This is a genomic window from Buchnera aphidicola (Pemphigus populi), assembly GCF_964058935.1.
GTDB classification, from domain to species: domain Bacteria; phylum Pseudomonadota; class Gammaproteobacteria; order Enterobacterales; family Enterobacteriaceae; genus Buchnera_C; species Buchnera_C aphidicola_D.
Window position 1 is genome coordinate 55,297 of the sequence record NZ_OZ060372.1, and the last position, 19,683, is coordinate 74,979.

Annotated in this window: 14 protein-coding genes and 2 tRNA genes; 6 read left to right on the top strand and 10 right to left on the bottom strand. The window is 25.8% G+C overall.

The window, feature by feature from the left end:
- Positions 1-13 precede the first annotated feature (13 nt).
- The 3 genes from AB4W65_RS00240 (at position 14) to cysE (ending at position 4,008) form a co-directional block, all read left to right on the top strand.
- Positions 14-1,219, top strand: a complete 1,206-nt coding sequence (locus AB4W65_RS00240; protein ID WP_367673637.1) for an argininosuccinate synthase — start codon at positions 14-16, stop codon at positions 1,217-1,219.
- Positions 1,220-1,284: 65 nt separating this feature from the next.
- On the top strand, positions 1,285-2,664 hold the full coding sequence (argH, locus tag AB4W65_RS00245; RefSeq protein ID WP_367673843.1) for an argininosuccinate lyase: 1,380 nt from the start codon (positions 1,285-1,287) through the stop codon (positions 2,662-2,664).
- 588 nt (positions 2,665-3,252) lie between these two features.
- On the top strand, positions 3,253-4,008 hold the full coding sequence (cysE, locus tag AB4W65_RS00250; protein ID WP_367673638.1) for a serine O-acetyltransferase: 756 nt from the start codon (positions 3,253-3,255) through the stop codon (positions 4,006-4,008).
- 226 nt (positions 4,009-4,234) lie between these two features.
- Here the strand turns inward: cysE and rpoD are convergent, their stop codons facing one another.
- The 3 genes from rpoD to rpsU form a co-directional block, all read right to left on the bottom strand.
- Positions 4,235-6,073: an RNA polymerase sigma factor RpoD gene (rpoD, locus tag AB4W65_RS00255; RefSeq protein WP_367673639.1), complete on the bottom strand. Its 1,839-nt coding sequence runs from the start codon at positions 6,071-6,073 to the stop codon at positions 4,235-4,237.
- 177 nt (positions 6,074-6,250) lie between these two features.
- Positions 6,251-7,996 carry a DNA primase gene (dnaG, locus tag AB4W65_RS00260; RefSeq protein ID WP_367673640.1) on the bottom strand — a complete coding sequence of 582 codons (1,746 nt, stop codon included), beginning with the start codon at positions 7,994-7,996 and terminating at the stop codon, positions 6,251-6,253.
- A 76-nt stretch (positions 7,997-8,072) separates the two neighbouring features.
- The gene (rpsU, locus tag AB4W65_RS00265; RefSeq protein WP_367673641.1) at positions 8,073-8,288 is read right to left on the bottom strand and encodes a 30S ribosomal protein S21; all 216 of its coding nucleotides are present in this window, start codon (positions 8,286-8,288) and stop codon (positions 8,073-8,075) included.
- 254 nt (positions 8,289-8,542) lie between these two features.
- Here rpsU and tsaD point away from each other — a divergent pair, with 254 nt between their 5' ends.
- Positions 8,543-9,562, top strand: coding sequence for a tRNA (adenosine(37)-N6)-threonylcarbamoyltransferase complex transferase subunit TsaD (tsaD, locus tag AB4W65_RS00270; RefSeq protein ID WP_367673642.1), 1,020 nt, complete (start codon positions 8,543-8,545; stop codon positions 9,560-9,562).
- Between the two features lie 81 nt (positions 9,563-9,643).
- Here tsaD and ribB read toward each other — a convergent pair whose 3' ends face one another.
- Positions 9,644-10,276, bottom strand: a complete 633-nt coding sequence (gene ribB, locus AB4W65_RS00275) for a 3,4-dihydroxy-2-butanone-4-phosphate synthase (protein ID WP_367673643.1) — start codon at positions 10,274-10,276, stop codon at positions 9,644-9,646.
- Between the two features lie 634 nt (positions 10,277-10,910).
- On the opposite strand from ribB, the gene AB4W65_RS00280 reads away from it, so the two are divergent.
- Complete coding sequence (locus AB4W65_RS00280) at positions 10,911-12,173, top strand: tRNA CCA-pyrophosphorylase (protein WP_367673644.1); 1,263 nt, start codon at positions 10,911-10,913, stop codon at positions 12,171-12,173.
- A 680-nt stretch (positions 12,174-12,853) separates the two neighbouring features.
- On the opposite strand, the gene crr is transcribed toward AB4W65_RS00280, so the two are convergent.
- From crr to cysK, 4 genes are all read right to left on the bottom strand, one after another.
- Positions 12,854-13,357 (bottom strand): PTS glucose transporter subunit IIA, encoded by a 504-nt coding sequence (crr, locus tag AB4W65_RS00285; protein WP_367673645.1) that lies wholly within the window; start codon positions 13,355-13,357, stop codon positions 12,854-12,856.
- Between the two features lie 53 nt (positions 13,358-13,410).
- Complete coding sequence (gene ptsI / locus AB4W65_RS00290; protein ID WP_367673646.1) at positions 13,411-15,126, bottom strand: phosphoenolpyruvate-protein phosphotransferase PtsI; 1,716 nt, start codon at positions 15,124-15,126, stop codon at positions 13,411-13,413.
- Positions 15,127-15,286: 160 nt separating this feature from the next.
- Complete coding sequence (locus AB4W65_RS00295) at positions 15,287-15,541, bottom strand: HPr family phosphocarrier protein (RefSeq protein WP_367673647.1); 255 nt, start codon at positions 15,539-15,541, stop codon at positions 15,287-15,289.
- Positions 15,542-15,724: 183 nt separating this feature from the next.
- A complete protein-coding gene (gene cysK / locus AB4W65_RS00300; RefSeq protein ID WP_367673648.1) occupies positions 15,725-16,672 on the bottom strand; it encodes a cysteine synthase A in 948 nt (315 codons plus the stop codon).
- An 800-nt stretch (positions 16,673-17,472) separates the two neighbouring features.
- On the opposite strand from cysK, the gene ligA reads away from it, so the two are divergent.
- On the top strand, positions 17,473-19,482 hold the full coding sequence (gene ligA / locus AB4W65_RS00305) for an NAD-dependent DNA ligase LigA (RefSeq protein ID WP_367673649.1): 2,010 nt from the start codon (positions 17,473-17,475) through the stop codon (positions 19,480-19,482).
- Positions 19,483-19,523: 41 nt separating this feature from the next.
- On the opposite strand, the gene AB4W65_RS00310 is transcribed toward ligA, so the two are convergent.
- Positions 19,524-19,596, bottom strand: a tRNA-Lys gene (locus AB4W65_RS00310).
- 5 nt (positions 19,597-19,601) lie between these two features.
- A tRNA-Val gene (locus AB4W65_RS00315) sits at positions 19,602-19,677 on the bottom strand.
- Between the last annotated feature and the right edge of the window lie 6 nt (positions 19,678-19,683).

Sequence of the window (19,683 nt, forward strand, 5' to 3'; positions counted from 1 at the left end):
AATCATTTTATTTATGAACAAATATCAGGATAGAACAGTTGTACTAGCTTATTCAGGAGGTTTAGATACATCTGCTATTATTCCATGGTTAAAAGAAAACTATAATGTTAAAGTAGTGGCTTTTGTTGCAGATGTGGGTCAAAATAGAAGAGAACTAGAAGGAATTGAGGAAAAATCATTTAAATCAGGTGCAGATCAATGTTATGTATTGGATCTTCGAGAAGAATTTATACGAGATTATGTATATCCAGTATTGAAAACAGGAGCATTATACGAAGGTAGTTACTTATTAGGAACTGCGATGGCAAGACCTATAATTGCTAAGGAACAAGTTAATCTTGCATTAAAATTAGGCGCTAAATTTCTTTGCCACGGTGCTACAGGAAAAGGGAATGATCAAGTACGGTTTGAAACTACCTATGCAGCTTTGGCTCCTCAACTAAAAGTTATTGCACCATGGAGAGAATGGAATTTACGTTCACGGGAATCTTTATTGCAGTATTTACAAGAAAAAAATATTTCCACTACGGCTACTTTAGAAAAAATATATAGCAGAGATGAAAATGCTTGGCATATTTCTACAGAAGGTGGCATGCTGGAAAATACATGGAATATTACTAATAAAGATTGCTGGGTATGGACAACAGACCCTGTATTAGCTCCCAACGAACCTGAATATGTATTAATTACAGTAGAACAAGGATGTGTTGTGGCAGTCAATAATAATCGTTTAAGTCCTTTAAAATGTTTAGAGCAATTAAATAAAATTGGAGCTAGACATGGAATTGGTCGAATTGATATTGTAGAAAATAGACTAGTGGGTATTAAATCTAGAGGTTGTTACGAAACACCAGGAGGAACCATAATGTCGATAGCATTACGAGCAATAGAACAATTGGTTTTAGATCGTGAAAGCTTTAAATGGCGAGAACAAATAGGATTAGAAATGTCTTCTGTGGTTTATGACGGTCGTTGGTTCGTTCCTTTGCGTCGATCTTTACAAGCTGCAGCTAATGTTTTATCCAGTGAAATCACTGGTGAAGTGGGATTGGAATTATATAAAGGAAAAGCAGTAGCTGTTCAGAAACAATCCCCTAATTCTTTATATTCCGAAGAATATGCAACATTTGGTGAAGATGAAGTATATCATCATTCTGATGCGAAAGGATTTATTAGGTTATTTTCTTTATCTGCTCGTATTCGTGCAATAAAAAAATAATTTTTTTCATTTTTCGATAATATATTAATTCAATAGTTTATTTTTATAAATAGGTGGTTATGATTATGGCACTATGGGGTGGTCGATTTACCCAATTACCTAATCAGCATTTTAAAAGATTTAATGATTCTTTATATGTTGATTATCGTTTAGTTAAAGAAGATATATTAGGATCAATAGCATGGTCTAAATCTCTTATGATGGTTAATGTGATAACATTAAAAGAACAAAAAATATTAGAAAATGCTTTAATGACATTATTAACAGAAATAAAAGATAATCCTAAGAAAATGTTAAGTAGTGATGCAGAAGATATTCATAGTTGGGTGGAATCAGAACTGGTACGTAAAATTGGTTTACTAGGAAAAAAATTACATACTGGTCGGAGTAGAAATGATCAAATTTCTACAGATTTGAAGTTGTGGTGTAAATCTCAAGTAAGTCTTTTATTGAAAAATTTTCATAGGCTAAAAATAGAATTACTATTACTTGCAGAATCAACACAAAACGTAATTATGCCAGGATATACACATTTACAGAGAGCTCAACCAATTACTTTTGCATATTGGTGTTTAGCATATATAGAAATGTTTGAAAGAGATGTTGGTAGATTAAAAGATGCTTTTAAAAGAATTGATATTAGTCCATTGGGTAGTGGGGCTTTATCTGGTACAAGTTGGAATATTGATCGAGAAAAGTTAGCTCATAATTTAGGTTTTTCTTCAGCAACAAATAATAGTTTAGATAGTGTCTCTGATAGAGATTATGTAATTGAATTACTTTCAGTTGCTTCAATTAGTATGCTGCATTTATCTCGTTTTTCTGAAGATTTAATTTTTTTTAATACGGAAGAAGTAAATTTTATTTCATTGTCTGATGATGTCACGTCAGGTTCATCGCTAATGCCACAAAAAAAAAATCCAGATTCTTTAGAATTAATTCGTGGTAAATCTGGTCGAGTGTTTGGTGCCTTAATAGGTATTTTAGTGTTATTAAAGGGTTTACCTTTGGCATACAATAAAGATATGCAAGAAGATAAAGAGGGATTATTTAATGGATTAGATACTTTGAATAATTGTTTATATATGGCTTTTTTAGTTTTAAAAAATATTAAAATAAATCATGTTGTTTGTCAAGAAGCTGCAGAGAAAGGTTATTCTAATGCAACCGAATTAGCTGATTATTTAGTAAAGAAAGGTATGCCTTTTCGTGATGCTCATCATATTGTTGGGAAAATTGTGTTAGAAGCAATAGAAAAAAAAATATCATTAAGTCAGATAAATATATTAACTTTTAAGAAGTACAGTTCTATTATTTCCTCTGATGTATACGATGTATTAGATTTGAAATCCACGATAAATAAAAAAAAATCAAAAGGTGGAGTGTCAAAAGAACAAGTATTTAATACTATCTCTGAACTAAAAAAAATAAATAATCTTAATTAAACATAACGATTTTTAATCGAGATATATTTTATATATTATTTTAAATAAATATTTAATTTTATTATATTATATATAATAATATAGATTTTTAATAAACAATTTTTTTGATATGATTTTTCTATATGAATTAGAACTTTATTCTTAATAAATTTTTCAATTTCGATGGATCATGTAACGTTAAATATTATTTAATGTTTCTTGTTAGGAGCGTTTTTTTGAATATTTTTATGTCAAGAAAATATTTTCATGAAAAACTAATAATATTAATTTGTATATTAAATGAAATTTTCATTTATGTTTTTACCTAAAAGTTGATTTTTCATGGTTTACTGTGTTATAGATTTTTCTAATATTACTATGATATATATTTTTTTAATAATATAAAAAATATCATTTTTATTTTTTATGATGATTTGGTATGAAATAATTATACTGAATATATTTCATATTATATTTTAAATAATACAATAATTAATTGAAATATTTACACTTAACTATTTTATTATAAAAATTTTTCATCAGTGATCTTGATTTTAAAAAAAATTTGTAATCTTTATATAATATTTTCTATTTTTTGGAGAATAAATTTTGTCTGAAGAAATTAATTTAATATGGAAAAAAATACGATCAGAGGTAAAAATTTTATCAGATAACGAACCTATATTATCTCAATTTTATTATTCTATGATACTACGACATCAATCTTTTATACCATCATTGAGTTTCATATTATCTAATATATTGGGAAATAAAATGATTACAAATTCTTTTTTACAGGATACTTTTGAAAAATTATATTTTTCTGATATATCACTTATTAAATCTGTTGTTAAAGATATGTATGCTGTATACAATCAAGATCCTGTAATAAATCATTATTCTAGTATATTACTATATTTAAAAGGTTTTCATGCTTTGCAAATATATCGCATGAGCCATCAATTATGGAAGATGGGGCGTAAATCGTTAGCATTATTTTTACAAAATACAGTATCAGTTTTATTATCGGTAGATATTCATCCAGCTGCTGATATTGGATATGGAATTATGTTCGATCATGCCACTGGTATCGTTATAGGAGAAACCGCTTTAGTAGAAAATAACGTTTCTATTTTACAATCAGTCACTTTAGGTAGTACCGGTAAAACTATCGGTAAACGACATCCTACCATTAGAGAAGGAGTAGTCATAGGAGCTGGAGCAAAAATATTAGGTAATATAGAAATTGGTTTGAATTCTAAAATAGGTGCTGGTGCTGTGGTTTTGAGTTCAGTTCCTTCATATAGCACAGCGGCAGGTGTTCCAGCTAGGATTATTTCAAAATCAATAGAAATAAATTCATAGTGTGAAATTATGATTAATTTGATAAAGTTTATTTATATAATAAATATTATTTTAGAGATAATGATGTTATCGATAATAGGTTTTTAATAAAATTCAGAGATTCTATCTTTTAATGTATTTTATATACTTGTAATATAAAATATGTTTTTTTATAAAAAACATGATATTTTTATATCAGAAGCAACAACAAAGCTTCGTAGATAAAAATAAGCTTTGTTGTTGTATATTAGTCGTCTAAGAAACTACGGAGTACTTCAGATCGGCTAGGATGTCTTAATTTTCTTAACGCTTTAGCTTCTATTTGTCTGATACGTTCTCTTGTGACATCAAATTGTTTTCCTACTTCTTCTAAAGTATGATCAGTATTCATATCAATACCGAAGCGCATACGTAGAACTTTGGCTTCTCGAGGAGTTAATCCAGATAAAATATTACGAGTAGCAGAACGCAAACTTTCAGAAGTAGCTGATTCTAAAGGTAATTCTAGTGATGTATCTTCTATAAAATCACCTAAATGAGAATCGTCATCATCACCAATAGGTGTTTCCATTGAGATAGGTTCTTTTGCTATTTTTAGTACTTTTCTTATTTTATCTTCCGGTATTAACATTCTTTCAGATAATTCTTCGGGTGTTGGCTCTCGCCCCATTTCTTGTAGCATTTGCCTAGAAACACGATTGAGTTTGTTAATCGTTTCAATCATATGTACAGGAATACGGATAGTCCTAGCTTGATCAGCTATTGAACGAGTAATAGCTTGTCTAATCCACCAGGTGGCATATGTTGAAAATTTATATCCTCTTCTGTATTCAAATTTATCGACAGCTTTCATTAAACCTATATTCCCTTCTTGAATTAGATCTAAAAATTGCAGACCACGATTAGTATATTTTTTTGCTATTGATATTACCAATCTGAGATTGGCTTCAACCATTTCTTTTTTAGCTCTTCTGGCTTTAGCTTCTCCTATAGCCATTCTTTTGTTTATATCTTTAACTTGTTCAATGGTTAATCCTGTTTCTTTTTCTACTTGATTTAATTTTTTTAAAATAAGATTCACGTCTTCTTTGATTGCGTATAATTTTTCAGACCATGGTGTTTGTGCATTAAGTATTAATTGTAACCAGTTGATATTGGATTTTCTTTTTTTAAAAAAGTGAATAAAATTTTTTTTTGGCATTTTACATTTTTCTACACATAACTTCATAACCAAGCGTTCTTGTTTTCTAACTCTTTCCATCATATTACGCATATTATTTACTAAATAATCAAATTGTTTAGGAACTAATCTAAATTGTTTGAATATTTCTGATAAATGATGTATCGCATTCAGTGAATCTTTATGATATCTATCATTTTTTCTTATTGCAATATTAGTAATTTTATATTGGTGGTATAATTCAAAGAATTTGTTTTTGGCTAATTCGGGATCAACACTGTTTTCATCTTCATTATCATTTTCTGTATCATCCTCATGGTCTTCATTGTTATGTTCTTCTTCTGGTAGCTCGGATCCAATATGTTTAGACATAGGAGAAAAAAATTCTTCTGCGTTTGGATCCACAAATCCTGTAATTAATTCAGATAATCTTATTTCACCTGATTCTACTCGATGATATTGTTCCAAAAGATAACTGATAGCTTCTGGATATTCAGCTACTGAAGATTGTACTTGATTGATTCCGTCTTCTATACGTTTTGCTATATCGATTTCACCTTCTCGTGTTAATAATTCTACAGTTCCCATTTCACGCATGTACATGCGGACAGGATCGGTGGTATGACCAAGTTCAGTTTCTACATTAGATAATACCTGAGCGGCTGCTTCAGCCGTATCTTCATCGGTATCTGTGCCACTTTCATTCAACATAAGATCATCGGCATCTGGTGCTGCTTCCACTACCTGTATTCCCATATCATTAATCATTTGGATGATATCTTCGATTTGATCAGAATCGATAATATCCTCCGGCAGATGGTCATTAACCTCAGCATAGGTCAAATATCCTTGCTCTTTTCCATGGGTAACAAGTAGCTTGAGCTGTGATTGCGGGTTTTGCTCCATGAGACAGTATCCATATTTCTTCTGTTATTTTAATTAGTAAAATTGATTGATTCATATATTAGTCAATCATTAGAAATTTCAGGAATTTATAAGGTATATTTAATATTTTTATATACTATTCGTAATTTTTATAATGTAAAAATATATTTTTATCTTATTTATTGAAAAGTAATAATATTATATTCCTGCTAATTTTTTATTTATAGACCATAATTCATTTTTTTCAGCATTATTGAGTCCTTTTTTCCTTTCTTGATCTATTAATAATTCTTGTCTGATCTCTAATATTTTATTATATAGTCCAGATAATAAATCTAAAAATACGTTTTTTATTTCTTTTTCAATTATCATATGATCCCATTTAGCGAGTTTATATAGAATATAGACACTATCAGTGTCTCTATAAAATTCTAATATTTGTCCTGTTTTTAATTTTGGATTCTTTATACAAATTTGTACTAGTTCTAAAAATAGAGATAATCCTTTTATCTTTAAATAAGTCAGTTTTTTAACGGAAGGTATAATTTCTGCTAAATATGGATTTTGTAGTAATAAAGAAATAAGTATTCGCATACTGGTTTGTTTAATTGGTTTCATGCTATAAGTTGCAATTTTTTTTTTGTTTCTAGAAAACAATCGTTCTAATTGATTAAAATCTGGAATTCCCAGTTTATGTCCTAATATTTGTTTTAAATAAATACGCATAGTTTCTCCTGGTACTAATTGAATTAATGGAACAGCTATTGCGCTTAAGTGGCTACGTCCTTCTATAGAACTTAAATTAATATTTTTTAACAATTTATGGAAAAGGAATATTGATAAATCAGTGGCTTGATGAATTCTATTTTCAAATGCTATTTTTCCTTCTTTTCTAATAATTGTATCTGGATCTTCGTCTTGAGGAAGAAATATAAATTTAATACTTCGTCCATCATGAATATAAGGTAGACTTATTTTTAAGGTGCGCCATGCAGCTTCTTTTCCTGATTTGTCGCCATCATAACAATATATTATATTATTAGTATTACGAAATAGTAATTGTATATGTTCGGCAGTTATAGATGTTCCTAATGATCCTACTACATAATTAATATTAAATTGAGTAAGCATAATAACATCAATATAACCTTCAACAATTAATAATTTGTCTGGTTTCACGTCATTTTTAGTTATTTCATAGAGTCCATATAGTTGTCTGCTTTTATGAAAAATATTGGTTTCTGGGGAATTGATATATTTTGGTTTTTCGTTGTCTAAATTTCTAGCACCGAATCCACTTATTCTTCCGTGATTATCTTTAATAGGAAAGATTATTCTTCCTCTAAAACGATCATATAAATTTCCTTTTTTATTTAGAATGAGTATTCCAGCATTAATGAGTGCTTGTTGATTGGTTTTATTTATAACAATATTATTTGATATATTATTCCATTCTTTTGGTGCAAAACCAATAGAAAAATAATTTATCATTTTTTTACTAATCCCTCTTTTTTTTAAATAAAGATACGCCATATTTTTATCGGTATTAGTAATATTTTTTTTATATAGATCAGTGACTTTTTGCATTAAACAATATAATTGATTTCTTATATCATATTCATTTTTATTTTTTTTATAACCAATATTATTTGGTATGGTTAGTCTATTTAAGATAGCAAGAGTTTCAATGCTTTCTATAAAAGTTAAACGTTCATAATTTATTAAAAAATCAATAGCATTTCCATGAGAATTACATCCAAAACAATAATAAAATTGTTTTTTATCATTAACTGTAAAAGATGGAGTTTTTTCATTATGAAACGGACATCGAGCATGATAATTCTGACCTTGTTTTTTTAATGGAATGCGAGCATTAATAAGATCAATAATATTGGTTTTGATAAGTAATTCATCTATAAAAACTTTTGGTATTTTTCCTATCATATATTTTATTTATTATATGTTATAAAACACTGTAAGTATGTTTTTTTGACAGTGTTTTATTTTATTATATTTAAAGTTAGTACATACGAATACGTTTAGAATTTTCTCTAGATAATTTTTTTGCAAGACGTTTTATTGCAGATGCTTTAGCTCTTTTTCTTTCAGTGGTTGGTTTTTCATAAAATTCTCGACGTCTAATTTCAGATAAAACTCCAGCTTTTTCACAAGATCTTTTAAATCTACGAAGGGCTATATCAAAAGGTTCATTTTCGCGTACTTTGATGACTGGCATATTTAACTTACCTCATTTTTTAATAATGTCATAACAGGATTTTTACTTTACATAGTTGGAGACAAAATATTAATATCTTTTATATTATAAACTCTCTTAAGAAATATCTAATAGATTATTTTAATAATATTTTCTTTCTATCGGAAAAACTACTATTTAATTAACTAATTTATTATATTAATATTTTTGGTGTATACTAAATGTCTTTTATAAAATATATATAATGCATACATGTAATTGTATTAAGGAAAAAAATGCGAATACTAGGAATTGAAACGTCTTGTGATGATACTGGTATTGCAATTTATGATAATAGGTTAGGTTTAATAATAAATTTATTACATAGTCAAGATAATATACATGATCAATATGGTGGCATAGTTCCTGAACTAGCTGCACGTAGTCATATGAATAAGACAGTACCTTTGATTAAAACAGCTTTAAAAAAATCTGGATGCAGCATCAGTTCTATTAGTGCTATTGCTTATACGGCAGGACCCGGATTGATGGGATCATTATTAATAGGCGCCTCTGTTGGTCATGCTTTATCTTTTGCTTGGAAGGTTCCAATTATACCAATAAATCATATGGAAGGTCATTTATTGTCACCTATGCTTGATGAAAAAAAAATAAAGTTTCCATTCATTGCTCTTTTAGTTTCTGGAGGACATACTCAATTAATTCAAGCATTTAAAATAGGTTATTATAAATTATTGGGGGAATCTCTTGATGATTCTGTTGGTGAAGCATTTGATAAAATCGCTAAATTATTAGGTTTAAAATATCCAGGAGGTTCTGTGTTATCTAATTTAGCACAATATGGTACTCCTGGTCGTTTTAAATTTCCTAGACCTATGGTTTATTCTTCTGATTTAAATTTTAGCTTCTCAGGTTTAAAGACTTATACCGCTAATTGTATCAATAAGCAAGAAAAAGATTTTCAAACACGAGCGGATATTGCCTATGAATTCGAATCTGCAGTAGTTGATACATTAGTAATTAAATGTAAACGAGCACTAAAACAAACTGGTTTACGTCGTATAGTAGTTGCTGGCGGAGTCAGTGCAAATAATACTTTAAGAAAAAAAATAAAAAAAATGGCTACATATCACCAAAGTAAAGTTTTTTATGTAAAACCTGAATTATGTACTGATAATGGAGCAATGATAGCTTATGTTGGTATGTTACGTTTTAAAGAGAGAAAACATTCTGAATTAAACATTTTTGTAAGTCCTAATTGGTTATTAAGTGAATTAAAAAATAAAATAAAATAAAAAATAGATATATATATTTTTTATATATATAAATGATTTATATAAAAATATAGGTGTTTTGAATTATGCATCATGTTTATTTTAATAAATATAGTTTATTAAATCTTCAATAGTTAGTACGGTCATTTTTTTTGATTTTGCAAACTGAACAATTTCGGGTGTTTTTGCCATGGATCCATCAGAATTAGTGAGTTCACATAATATTCCATGTGGTTTTAGACCAGATAGATTCATTAGTTCAATAGTAGCTTCTGTGTGTCCCTTTCTCTTTAATAGACCGTTTTGATCTGCTCTTAATGGAAAAACATGACCAGGATAATTTAAATCGCTAGGTTTGGCTTTTTCAGATATGGCTGTATTAATTGTAGTTAATCTATCCTGGGCTGATACACCTGTAGAGACACCTTTAGCTGCTTCAATTGTTACTGTAAAATTAGTGCCGAATTTACTAGTATTTTTTTTAACCATCATGGGTAATTCTAGTTTTTTTCTTGTTGATTCTGTGATACACAAACAAACAATTCCGCTTCCATATCTGATACTGAGAGCTACTTGTTCCACTGTTAATAGTTCACATCCAAAAATTAGATCTCCTTCATTTTCTCTACCTATGTCGTCAAGTAATAGGATACCTTGTCCCCTTTGTAGTGCATAGATAGCGTTTTCAACGCGTTCTTTTGTATTACCAAATTTACAGAGTAAGGATTGATTCATAATTAAAAAACCTATATTAATATATTAATTAATAAAAACGTTAATATTATTTAAAATGTATAATGGATAATAATTTTTAGAAAATAGCTCCTTATTAATTTAAAATGAATAATTAAATTATTAATTTTTTATTAATATATAAAGTATTTTCTTAATAGACTAGAAAGAAATATTAATATTATAAATTATTTTAAAGAAATGTAAAAATATTAGTAATATAATAATTTATCACAAAAATATATTTTTTTATATATATAAATACATTATATATGTATATAATATTTTTTTAAAAATTATATATTAATGAATATTAAAATTTAATAAATTAATTTAATTTTATTTAATTAGTACATAATTTTTGATTATATATTATATAATATTTCAGAATATATATAATATTGATATTATTGTACATATATTTTATTTTTATATATATTTTTTATTAAATAAAGCTTTATATTCTTAATATATGGTTATATTTTTATATATACCATATTTTTATGATAAAAATCATACTATTAATTAGTATTAATAATATTCTTGATAAGAATATTTCTATATTATTTGAAAATTTATCCAAGATAAATAATACAATTTTTTTTAATGTATTTAATTAAAATTAATAGGATATTTGATGGATATATATTTAGTAGGTGGAGCTGTACGTGATGAATTACTGAATTTGCCAATTAAAGATAAAGATTGGGTTGTTGTAGGATGTATACCTGAAATATTACTTCAGCAAGGTTATAAACAAGTAGGAAAAGGATTTCCTGTTTTCATTCATCCAAAAACTCATGAAGAATATGCTTTAGCACGTACAGAAAGTAAATCAGGGTCAGGTTATCATGGTTTTATAATAAATTATTCTTCTAAAATAACGTTAGAAGAGGATTTAATTAGAAGAGATTTAACAATAAATGCTATTGCTAAAGATCGATATGGAAATTATATCGATCCATGTAATGGAAAATATGATCTTAAATTAGGTATATTGCGTCATATTTCTAGTTCGTTTAAAGAGGATCCATTACGGGTATTAAGAGTAGCACGATTTGCAGCTACTTTTAGCTATTTAGGATTTAGAATAGCAAAAAAAACAATGTTATTTATGTCAGATATTGTTAAAAATAAAGAATTATCACATTTGAAAAAAGAGAGAATTTGGAAAGAAACAGAAAAAGCTTTAATGACGTCTCATCCACATGTTTATTTTCAAGTATTGCGTTCTTGTTTTGCCTTATCAATTTTATTTCCTGAAATAGATAAGTTATACTCTATGAAATTTACAGTATGTAAAGGTAATTCTATCATTAGTATGAGTAAATTTTTATTTACAGCTTTAGCAAAAGTATCGCAAATTAGTAAAGCTATTGATATAAGATTTGCTTGTTTATGTCAATTTTTAAGTATTGGTTTTTCTTTTTTGAATTATAAAAAAAAATATGAATTCTGTAATTCTTTATCTGTCTCTTTAGTAAAAAGATTATGTAAACGTTTACATGTTCCGTCTAACATTCAAGATTTAGCTGTACTAATTTCTGGTTTTAATGATTTTTTATATAGCATTATTTTTCAAACTACACAATCTATTGTTATTTTTTTTGATCGTATAGATGCTTGGAGAAAACCGGAAAGAATAAATAAATTAGCGATTTTGATTAATATTTATTCTGATTATCTAAGTTTAGTAAAACCGATTTCATCACCTGGTGAATATTTAAAAAATATATTTTCTATAGCACAAAGTGTTTCTATTCGGTCTATTTTACAATCTGGATTTACTGGGATTGGAATTAAAATTGAATTAATGCGTTTAAGGATTCTTTTAATTAATAAATGGCGTTTGTTTTTTTTAAAAGATAAAAATATACATGTATTAGAAAATAATTTGTAGGTATTATTAATGGTGCTATATATTTTAATATAGTTTGATATATAATTAATGTTGAATTATTTTATATATTTACTTAATAAAACAAATGAGTAAAATAAAGAATTTTATTCTCCAGTTATAGAAAAAATAAGAAATAATTAATTACATAGTAGAACTAGGAAATAATAATAAGAATGTCTTTATAGTTAAAACTATAATATGATTATATAGTTATATATTTCAGTTATAACCGAAATTTTTGTTATTTTACTCAGAATCAATCTATTATTGTATATTTTCTCCAATTATAATGCGGAGAATATTTTTATTTTTTATATAGATATGCTGAGATAAAACAATAAATTTTGAAAAGTAATAAAAATATATTGTTTTTTACATGATTTTTATTAATAAAAATTTATTATTTTATGAGAAGAGTAATTTTATTTTATTTATTTTATAATTTTCTATATATTTAAAATATGATGAATAGCAATTTTATAACTGGTAAATAAAATAGATAAAATTACAATAATTTTTTTACAATTACATCTAGAATGACTAATAAATCAATAATTAATTAGTATTAACATTTCTATTGTTTTTAAAAATTATTTAATAGATTTTTATTAGTATTATAAAATAATCAATTACTGATATAGTTAAAACGGTATCTATTTTACCGTTTTAACTAATATATATTATAGAGTTATTCTCATAATAATCGTTTTCCCTGCAATGGTCTCACCAGAATATTTTTTTATTGATTTAATTTTTTCCATATTGGAGATTACAACAGGAGTTATTATAGATTTAGAGTTTAATTTTAAAAATGGTAAATCTAATAAAATTATTTTATCTCCTATGTTGACATTTTTAGATTCTTGAATAACTTTTGTAAATCCCTTTCCTCGGAGATTAATAGTATCTATACCAAAATGAACAAATAATTCAATACCTTCATTAGATTGAATAGAAAAAGCATGCATAGTTTTAAATATTTTCCCAATAGTGCCATTAATTGGAGAAACTATTTCATTACCTATAGGTTTAATTGCTATTCCATCTCCAACAATTTTTTGAGAAAAAACTGCATCAGGTACATTTTCGATATCAATAATTTTACCTGATATCGGTGATATTATATCTATAATTTGATTAATATTATCTTTTTTTTTCTCAAAAAAATTTGAAAATAATCCCATTCATTTCTCCTAATTCTCGTTTATTAGATAAAATAGTTTTTTTAAAAAAAATTTTATTTTTTCATAAATTCTTTAATTACGTTAGTTAATTTTTTTGCTGTGGGTTGATTTAATGCTTCCCTTGCTATTTGTTTTGCTTCTTTAAAATTTATTTTTCTTATTATTTTTTTTATAATAGGAATATTTGGTGCACTTATGCTTAGTTTATCAATTTCCATTCCTAATAGTAAAAGTGTAGCGCGTTCATCTCCTGCTAATTCACCACATATACCTGTCCATTTTCCTTCAATATGAGAAGCATTAATTACTGTTTGCATTAAATTTAGTACAGAAGGACTCATAGGATTATAGAGTTTTGAAATAGTTTCATTACCACGATCAACAGCTAATGTATATTGAGTTAAGTCATTGGTACCAATACTAAAAAAATCAACTTCTTTTATTAAGTGGTGGGCTATGATTGCGGCAGCTGGAGTTTCTATCATGATGCCAATATCTATTTTTTTATTGAATTCTATTTTTTTTCTAGATAATCGTAATTTTAACGTTTTTAGTTCAGATTTTAAAAACATTACTTCTTCTACTGAAATAATCATTGGGAACATAATTTTGAGATTTCCAAAAGCTGAAGCTCGGAGAATAGCGTTGAGTTGATCATGAAGAATATCTTTTCTATCTATAGAAATACGGATAGCTCTCCACCCTAAAAAAGGATTTTCTTCTTTTTGAAAATTCATATATGGAAGATTTTTATCTCCTCCAATATCCATTGTTCTAATAGTGACAGAACCTTCATTCATTTTTTCAGCTATTTCCTTATATGTTTGGAATTGTTCTTCTTCAGATGGTAAGTTATTTCGTTCCATAAATAAAAATTCAGTACGATATAATCCTATGGATTTTGCGCCATTTTTTTGCACATTGGGAATATCTTTAATGCTTCCAATATTGGCTCCTATTTCTATTTGATGTCCATCTGTGGTTACAGCAGGTAATTTTTTTAATAGTATTAATTGTTTTTTTTTGGATATATATTCGTGTTGTAAAATTTTTATTTGATTGATTTTTGCTATGTTTGGATTAATATAAATTATGTTATTTACAGCATCTAGGATAAGAAAATCACCATTTTTAATTTTTTTTGTGATATTACCAGTTCCTACTATAGCAGGAATTTCTAGTGATCTTGCTATAATAGAGGTGTGAGATATACGACTACCTAAATCAGTAGTAAATCCCAATATTTTTTCGGAATTAATCTGAGCTATTTCCGAAGGTGTTAAATCTTTAGCTACTAATATTACTTTATTTTTTATATTATTTAGATCAATTATGTTTAAGTTAAGAATATTTTTCAATAATCTTTTTCCAATATCTTTAACATCTATTGCTCTATTTTTTAAATATTCATCTTCCAGTTTCTCTAATGCGTCCACATGTTTTTGAATGATAATATTTGTTGCGTAATCTGCAGAAATAAATTTTTTTTGAATTAGAGAAATAATCTCGTGTTCTAATTCTGCATCTTCAAGAAGCATAATATATCCTTCAAAAATTTCTTCTTTATCTTTTTTAAAAGATAAGATTGCTTCCATTTTTATTTTTTTTAGTTGTATTAATGTTTTTTTTCTACCCTCAAGGAATCGTTCTATTTCTTGAGAAATCGATTTATAAGAAATTTTTTTTTGATTTAGAACGATATCTTCTTCTTTTAGTAGTACAGCTTTTCCAAATGCAATACCTGGTGATGCTAAAATACCTGAAATCATAATATTACCTTTAGATGTAAAATAGTTGATAAAATTTAAAAACATTATTTTTTATCAGGCAGCATGTAATTCAAATATAAAATTTCCGGAAGCATAATAGTATTACTTCCGGTAAAAATTTTATTTAATTCTAAATTAATATTTTTTAATTTGTTGATTATTATAATTCCGATATTATTTTTTCTAAATGGATAATTGCTTTTTTTTCATCTTCACCTATTGCAGATAAAGTAATAATACTACCTTTTATTAATCCTAAAGTTTGTAGTTTGAATAAACTTTTAGCACTAGCATTTTTACCTTTACAAGTGACAGTAATATCAGATATAAATTTTTTTGCTTCTTTAACAAATTGGGCAGCTGGACGAGTATGTAATCCATTTTTTGCTGTTATTGTAATATTTTTCTGAAACATATATTTTCCTTAATTTATTTTTATTATCAATGAAGTTATTAAAAAATATTTATTAATTTTATTAAATTGATTTTTTTAAATATTTTTTTATTTTTTAATTAAAATATTAGAATCGATAAAACGTTAAAAAACTAATTTTTAAAAATATAATATATATAGGTTTTTTAAAATTAGTATAATATTTTATATCTCAGAAAATAAATCAGTACTTAAGTATCTTTCTCCAGAAGATGGAAGAATAACAATTATGTTCTTGTTTTTAAATTTATCTTCTTTTTGTATTTTTATAGCTGCAGCAATAGCTGCTCCGGAAGAAATACCGGCAATAATACCTTCTTGTTTGATTAGCATGCGTGCTGCTATTATTGATTCTTGATATGATACGGTGACGATTCTATCTATTAACTTTATATCTAAATTTTTAGGAATAAATCCAGCTCCAATTCCTTGTATTTTATGTATATTAGGTTTTATTTTTTTTCCAGAAAGAAATTGTGTAATTACTGGTGATTGATCAGGTTCAACTGCTACAGTAATCAGATTTTTTCTTTTTTTAGTTTTTTTTATATATTTACTAATTCCTGTAATTGTACCACCGGTACCAACTCCTGAAACCAATACGTCTATTTTACCTTCAGTATCATTCCAAATTTCAGGACCGGTTGTTTTTTCGTGTATTGCTGGATTAGCTGGATTATCAAATTGTTGTAAAAGAACATATTTTTTAGGATTTAAGATACTAATTTCTTTTGCTTTTAAAATCGCGCCTTTCATGCCTTCTTTACCATTGGTTAAAATTAATTGAGCTCCTAGAGCTTTCAATAATTTTTTACGTTCTAAAGACATTGTTTCCGGCATAATTAAAGTAATTTTATAATTACGAGCAGCAGCAATATAAGCTAAAGATATTCCTGTATTACCACTTGTTGCTTCCAATAATTCTTTATCTTTATTAAGGATTCCTTTCTCTTCTGCATCAAATATCATATTAGCGCCTATTCGGCATTTAACACTACAACCTGGATTTTGGGATTCAACTTTTACTATAATAAAACCGTTACCTATTGTATTTAATCGAATCAAGGGAGTATTTCCAATTGTACAAGATTGATTTGAATATATTTTTCTCATAGATATTCCAATTTATATTATTTAATATTATTTTATGACGTTATAGAAGATGATATTTTTATATCATAGAAATTTTCTATGATATAAAAATAATTTTTTTTAGTTAATAATTAATTCAAATTGTATATAGAGAATATATATTGAATAATTGGTAAAAATTTTAAACATTAAAATAATTACATTAAATTATTATTTTAAAAAATATATAATTTATTATATGAATTATATAATAAATGATTAATTTAAAAATATTTTTAGAGATTTTATAAAAAATAATTTTTATTAAAAGATAATTTTATTTAATAAGTGAAAAAGAAGTTATAAATAATCTATTTTTAGAATTATTATTCTAATTAATAAATAATAAAATATTTCTGAAATGAAGGATTTAAATATTTTTTAATATTTCATATAAATTATAAATTAAAAAAGTATTTTTTATTATTTACATTGATAATAAAAATATAAACTATTTTATAATTTAAGTATAGTTGAATGTTAAATAAATAATATTTATAATATAATTATATTTACAGTAGTATTACTATACTGGGTTATAAATTATTAGTGTTTAAATAATATTTTTTTAAAGAATAAATGTAAAAATTTTAATAAATAATATAAGAAATAATTAATAAAATTAATTTTTATTAAATTTAAAATGTATTAAAAATATAAAGATTATTTTTTTTAAAATAATAACTAAGATTTTATAGACTTTTTAAATATAATACATACATAATAATTTTTTTATTATTATAAGAATAATAATATATATATCCATATCAAAATGGTGTTTTATGGGATCTGTTAAAAATAAAATTATTAAATTAAGAAAAAAAATTTTATATCATAATTATTTATATTATAAGTTAGATTCTCCGGTTATTTCTGATGAAAAGTACGATTTTTTAATGAAAAATTTACAGATATTAGAGAAAAAAATTAATTTAATGTTTAATATTAATTCCCCTACGCAAAGAGTTGGATTTAATATTCGGAATAGTGATAATATATTTTTTCATTTAACACCTATGCTATCTTTAGATAATGTTTTTAATATGGATGATTATCTAAAATTTGAAAATAAGGTTAAAAATTTTTTAAATTTGGTCGATAAGATAGAATTATGTTGTGAATTTAAAATAGACGGTTTAGCGTTAAATTTGATATATAAAAAAGGAAAATTAATAAAAGCAGTTACTCGTGGAGATGGAGAAAAAGGGGAAGATGTAACCAGTAATGCTATAAAAATTAAGACCATTCCATTAAATTTAAACGGGTCTAATATTCCAGATTTGATGGAAATTCGAGGTGAAGTATTTATTAAAAATAGTGATTTTATAAAATTAAATAATGAATCCGTTATTAAAAAAGAAAAAATTTTTTCTAATGCAAGGAATGTTGCTTCTGGATCTTTACGTCATAATAATTCCGAAATTGTAATAAAAAGAAAATTAATTTTTTATGCATATGGGTACAATGTGATTCAAGGTAAAGATTGCATTAGCAATCACTATGACAAATTACAAAATTTAAAACGATGGGGATTATCTATCGATAGTCATACAGTATTATGTAATGGTGTAAAAGAAGTATTGTCATACTATCATAAGATAGAAAAAAAACGTTTATTATTAGATTTTAATATAGATGGAATTGTTGTAAAAATAAACTCTATTCATTTTCAAAAAATATTAGGTAACACCAGTAGATCACCGCGTTGGGCTATTGCTTTTAAATTTCAATCTATTAAAAAGGTTACAAAAGTTTTATATGTAGATTTTCAAGTAGGTAGAACGGGAATGATAACTCCTGTCGCTCGTTTAGAACCAGTAGAAATATCTGGAGTACAGATATCTAATGTTTCTTTGTATAGTAAAAAAGAAATTAGTAGGATAGGATTATCTGTGGGTGATTACGTAACGATATGTCGTTCCGGAGATGTTATACCTAAGATTATTAATATTGTTACTAAGAATATTGATAAAACAAATAATAGAATTAGTTTTCCTAAAGTTTGTCCAATATGTATGTATGAAATAATACAGAAAAAAAAAGATGGTCATTTTTATTGTAGTGGAGGATTTAATTGTATTGCACAGCGTAAAAAATCACTACATCATTTTTTTTCAAAAAAAGCATTAAATGTAAAAGGTTTGGGTCCTAAATTAATTAATTGTTTAGTGGATAACAATTATATTAAAAATCCTGCAGATGTTTTTAAATTAAAAATTAATGAATTAATATTATTAAATAATATAAGTATTAAATCCGCTGAAAAAATTTTAAAATTTATAAATAAAGCACGATCTGTTTCATTAAGCAAAGTTATTTATGGTTTTGGTATTCATGAAGTTGGATTAGTAACGGCGATGTTACTTTCTAAGTATTTTAAATATTTACATAAGATAATAGATGCTAATGTTTCAGATTTTTTAAAAATAGATGGGTTAGGTCCTGTTGTGGCTAAAAATATTTTTAATTTTTTTCATGATCAATCAAATCGTAAGTTATTTTATAGTTTGTTACAAGAATTAAATATTCATACTGATAAAAATTATGGTATGGGTTCAGTAAGCAAGAATATGTTGTTTTTTAACAAAAAAATTGTTATTACGGGGGTTTTCCATGAGCTTAATAGAATAGAATTGATAAAAAAAATAGAATCTTTAGGAGGTATCGTAGTTAATTCTATTTCTAAAAAAGTAAATTTAATTATTTTTGGCAAAAATCCAGGTGTAAAATTGATTCAAGCTAAAAATCTAGGAATAGAATCGATTCATAATATCAAATTTTTATTAAACTAAATGAATTAAAAGTTATATTTTTTATTAATTAATTAATATTTTGGGTCGTGCAGGATTTGAACCTGCGACCAATTGATTAAAAGTCAACTGCTCTACCAACTGAGCTAACGACCCATGATTGGTGGGTGATGACGGACTCGAACCGCCGACCACCTCCGTGTAAAGGAGGAACTCTACCAGCTGAGTTAATCACCCTAACAT

What these genes read in the sequence shown, in the direction of transcription:
- AB4W65_RS00280 (WP_367673644.1), top strand. Translation starts at nt 10,911, where the DNA reads ATGGATATATATTTAGTAGGTGGAGCTGTACGTGATGAATTACTGAAT.
- rpoD (WP_367673639.1), bottom strand. Translation starts at nt 6,073, where the DNA reads ATGGAGCAAAACCCGCAATCACAGCTCAAGCTACTTGTTACCCATGGA.
- argH (WP_367673843.1), top strand. Translation starts at nt 1,285, where the DNA reads ATGGCACTATGGGGTGGTCGATTTACCCAATTACCTAATCAGCATTTT.
- ptsI (WP_367673646.1), bottom strand. Translation starts at nt 15,126, where the DNA reads ATGATTTCAGGTATTTTAGCATCACCAGGTATTGCATTTGGAAAAGCT.
- cysK (WP_367673648.1), bottom strand. Translation starts at nt 16,672, where the DNA reads ATGAGAAAAATATATTCAAATCAATCTTGTACAATTGGAAATACTCCC.
- ribB (WP_367673643.1), bottom strand. Translation starts at nt 10,276, where the DNA reads ATGAATCAATCCTTACTCTGTAAATTTGGTAATACAAAAGAACGCGTT.
- rpsU (WP_367673641.1), bottom strand. Translation starts at nt 8,288, where the DNA reads ATGCCAGTCATCAAAGTACGCGAAAATGAACCTTTTGATATAGCCCTT.
- ligA (WP_367673649.1), top strand. Translation starts at nt 17,473, where the DNA reads ATGGGATCTGTTAAAAATAAAATTATTAAATTAAGAAAAAAAATTTTA.
- tsaD (WP_367673642.1), top strand. Translation starts at nt 8,543, where the DNA reads ATGCGAATACTAGGAATTGAAACGTCTTGTGATGATACTGGTATTGCA.
- AB4W65_RS00295 (WP_367673647.1), bottom strand. Translation starts at nt 15,541, where the DNA reads ATGTTTCAGAAAAATATTACAATAACAGCAAAAAATGGATTACATACT.
- AB4W65_RS00240 (WP_367673637.1), top strand. Translation starts at nt 14, where the DNA reads ATGAACAAATATCAGGATAGAACAGTTGTACTAGCTTATTCAGGAGGT.
- crr (WP_367673645.1), bottom strand. Translation starts at nt 13,357, where the DNA reads ATGGGATTATTTTCAAATTTTTTTGAGAAAAAAAAAGATAATATTAAT.
- dnaG (WP_367673640.1), bottom strand. Translation starts at nt 7,996, where the DNA reads ATGATAGGAAAAATACCAAAAGTTTTTATAGATGAATTACTTATCAAA.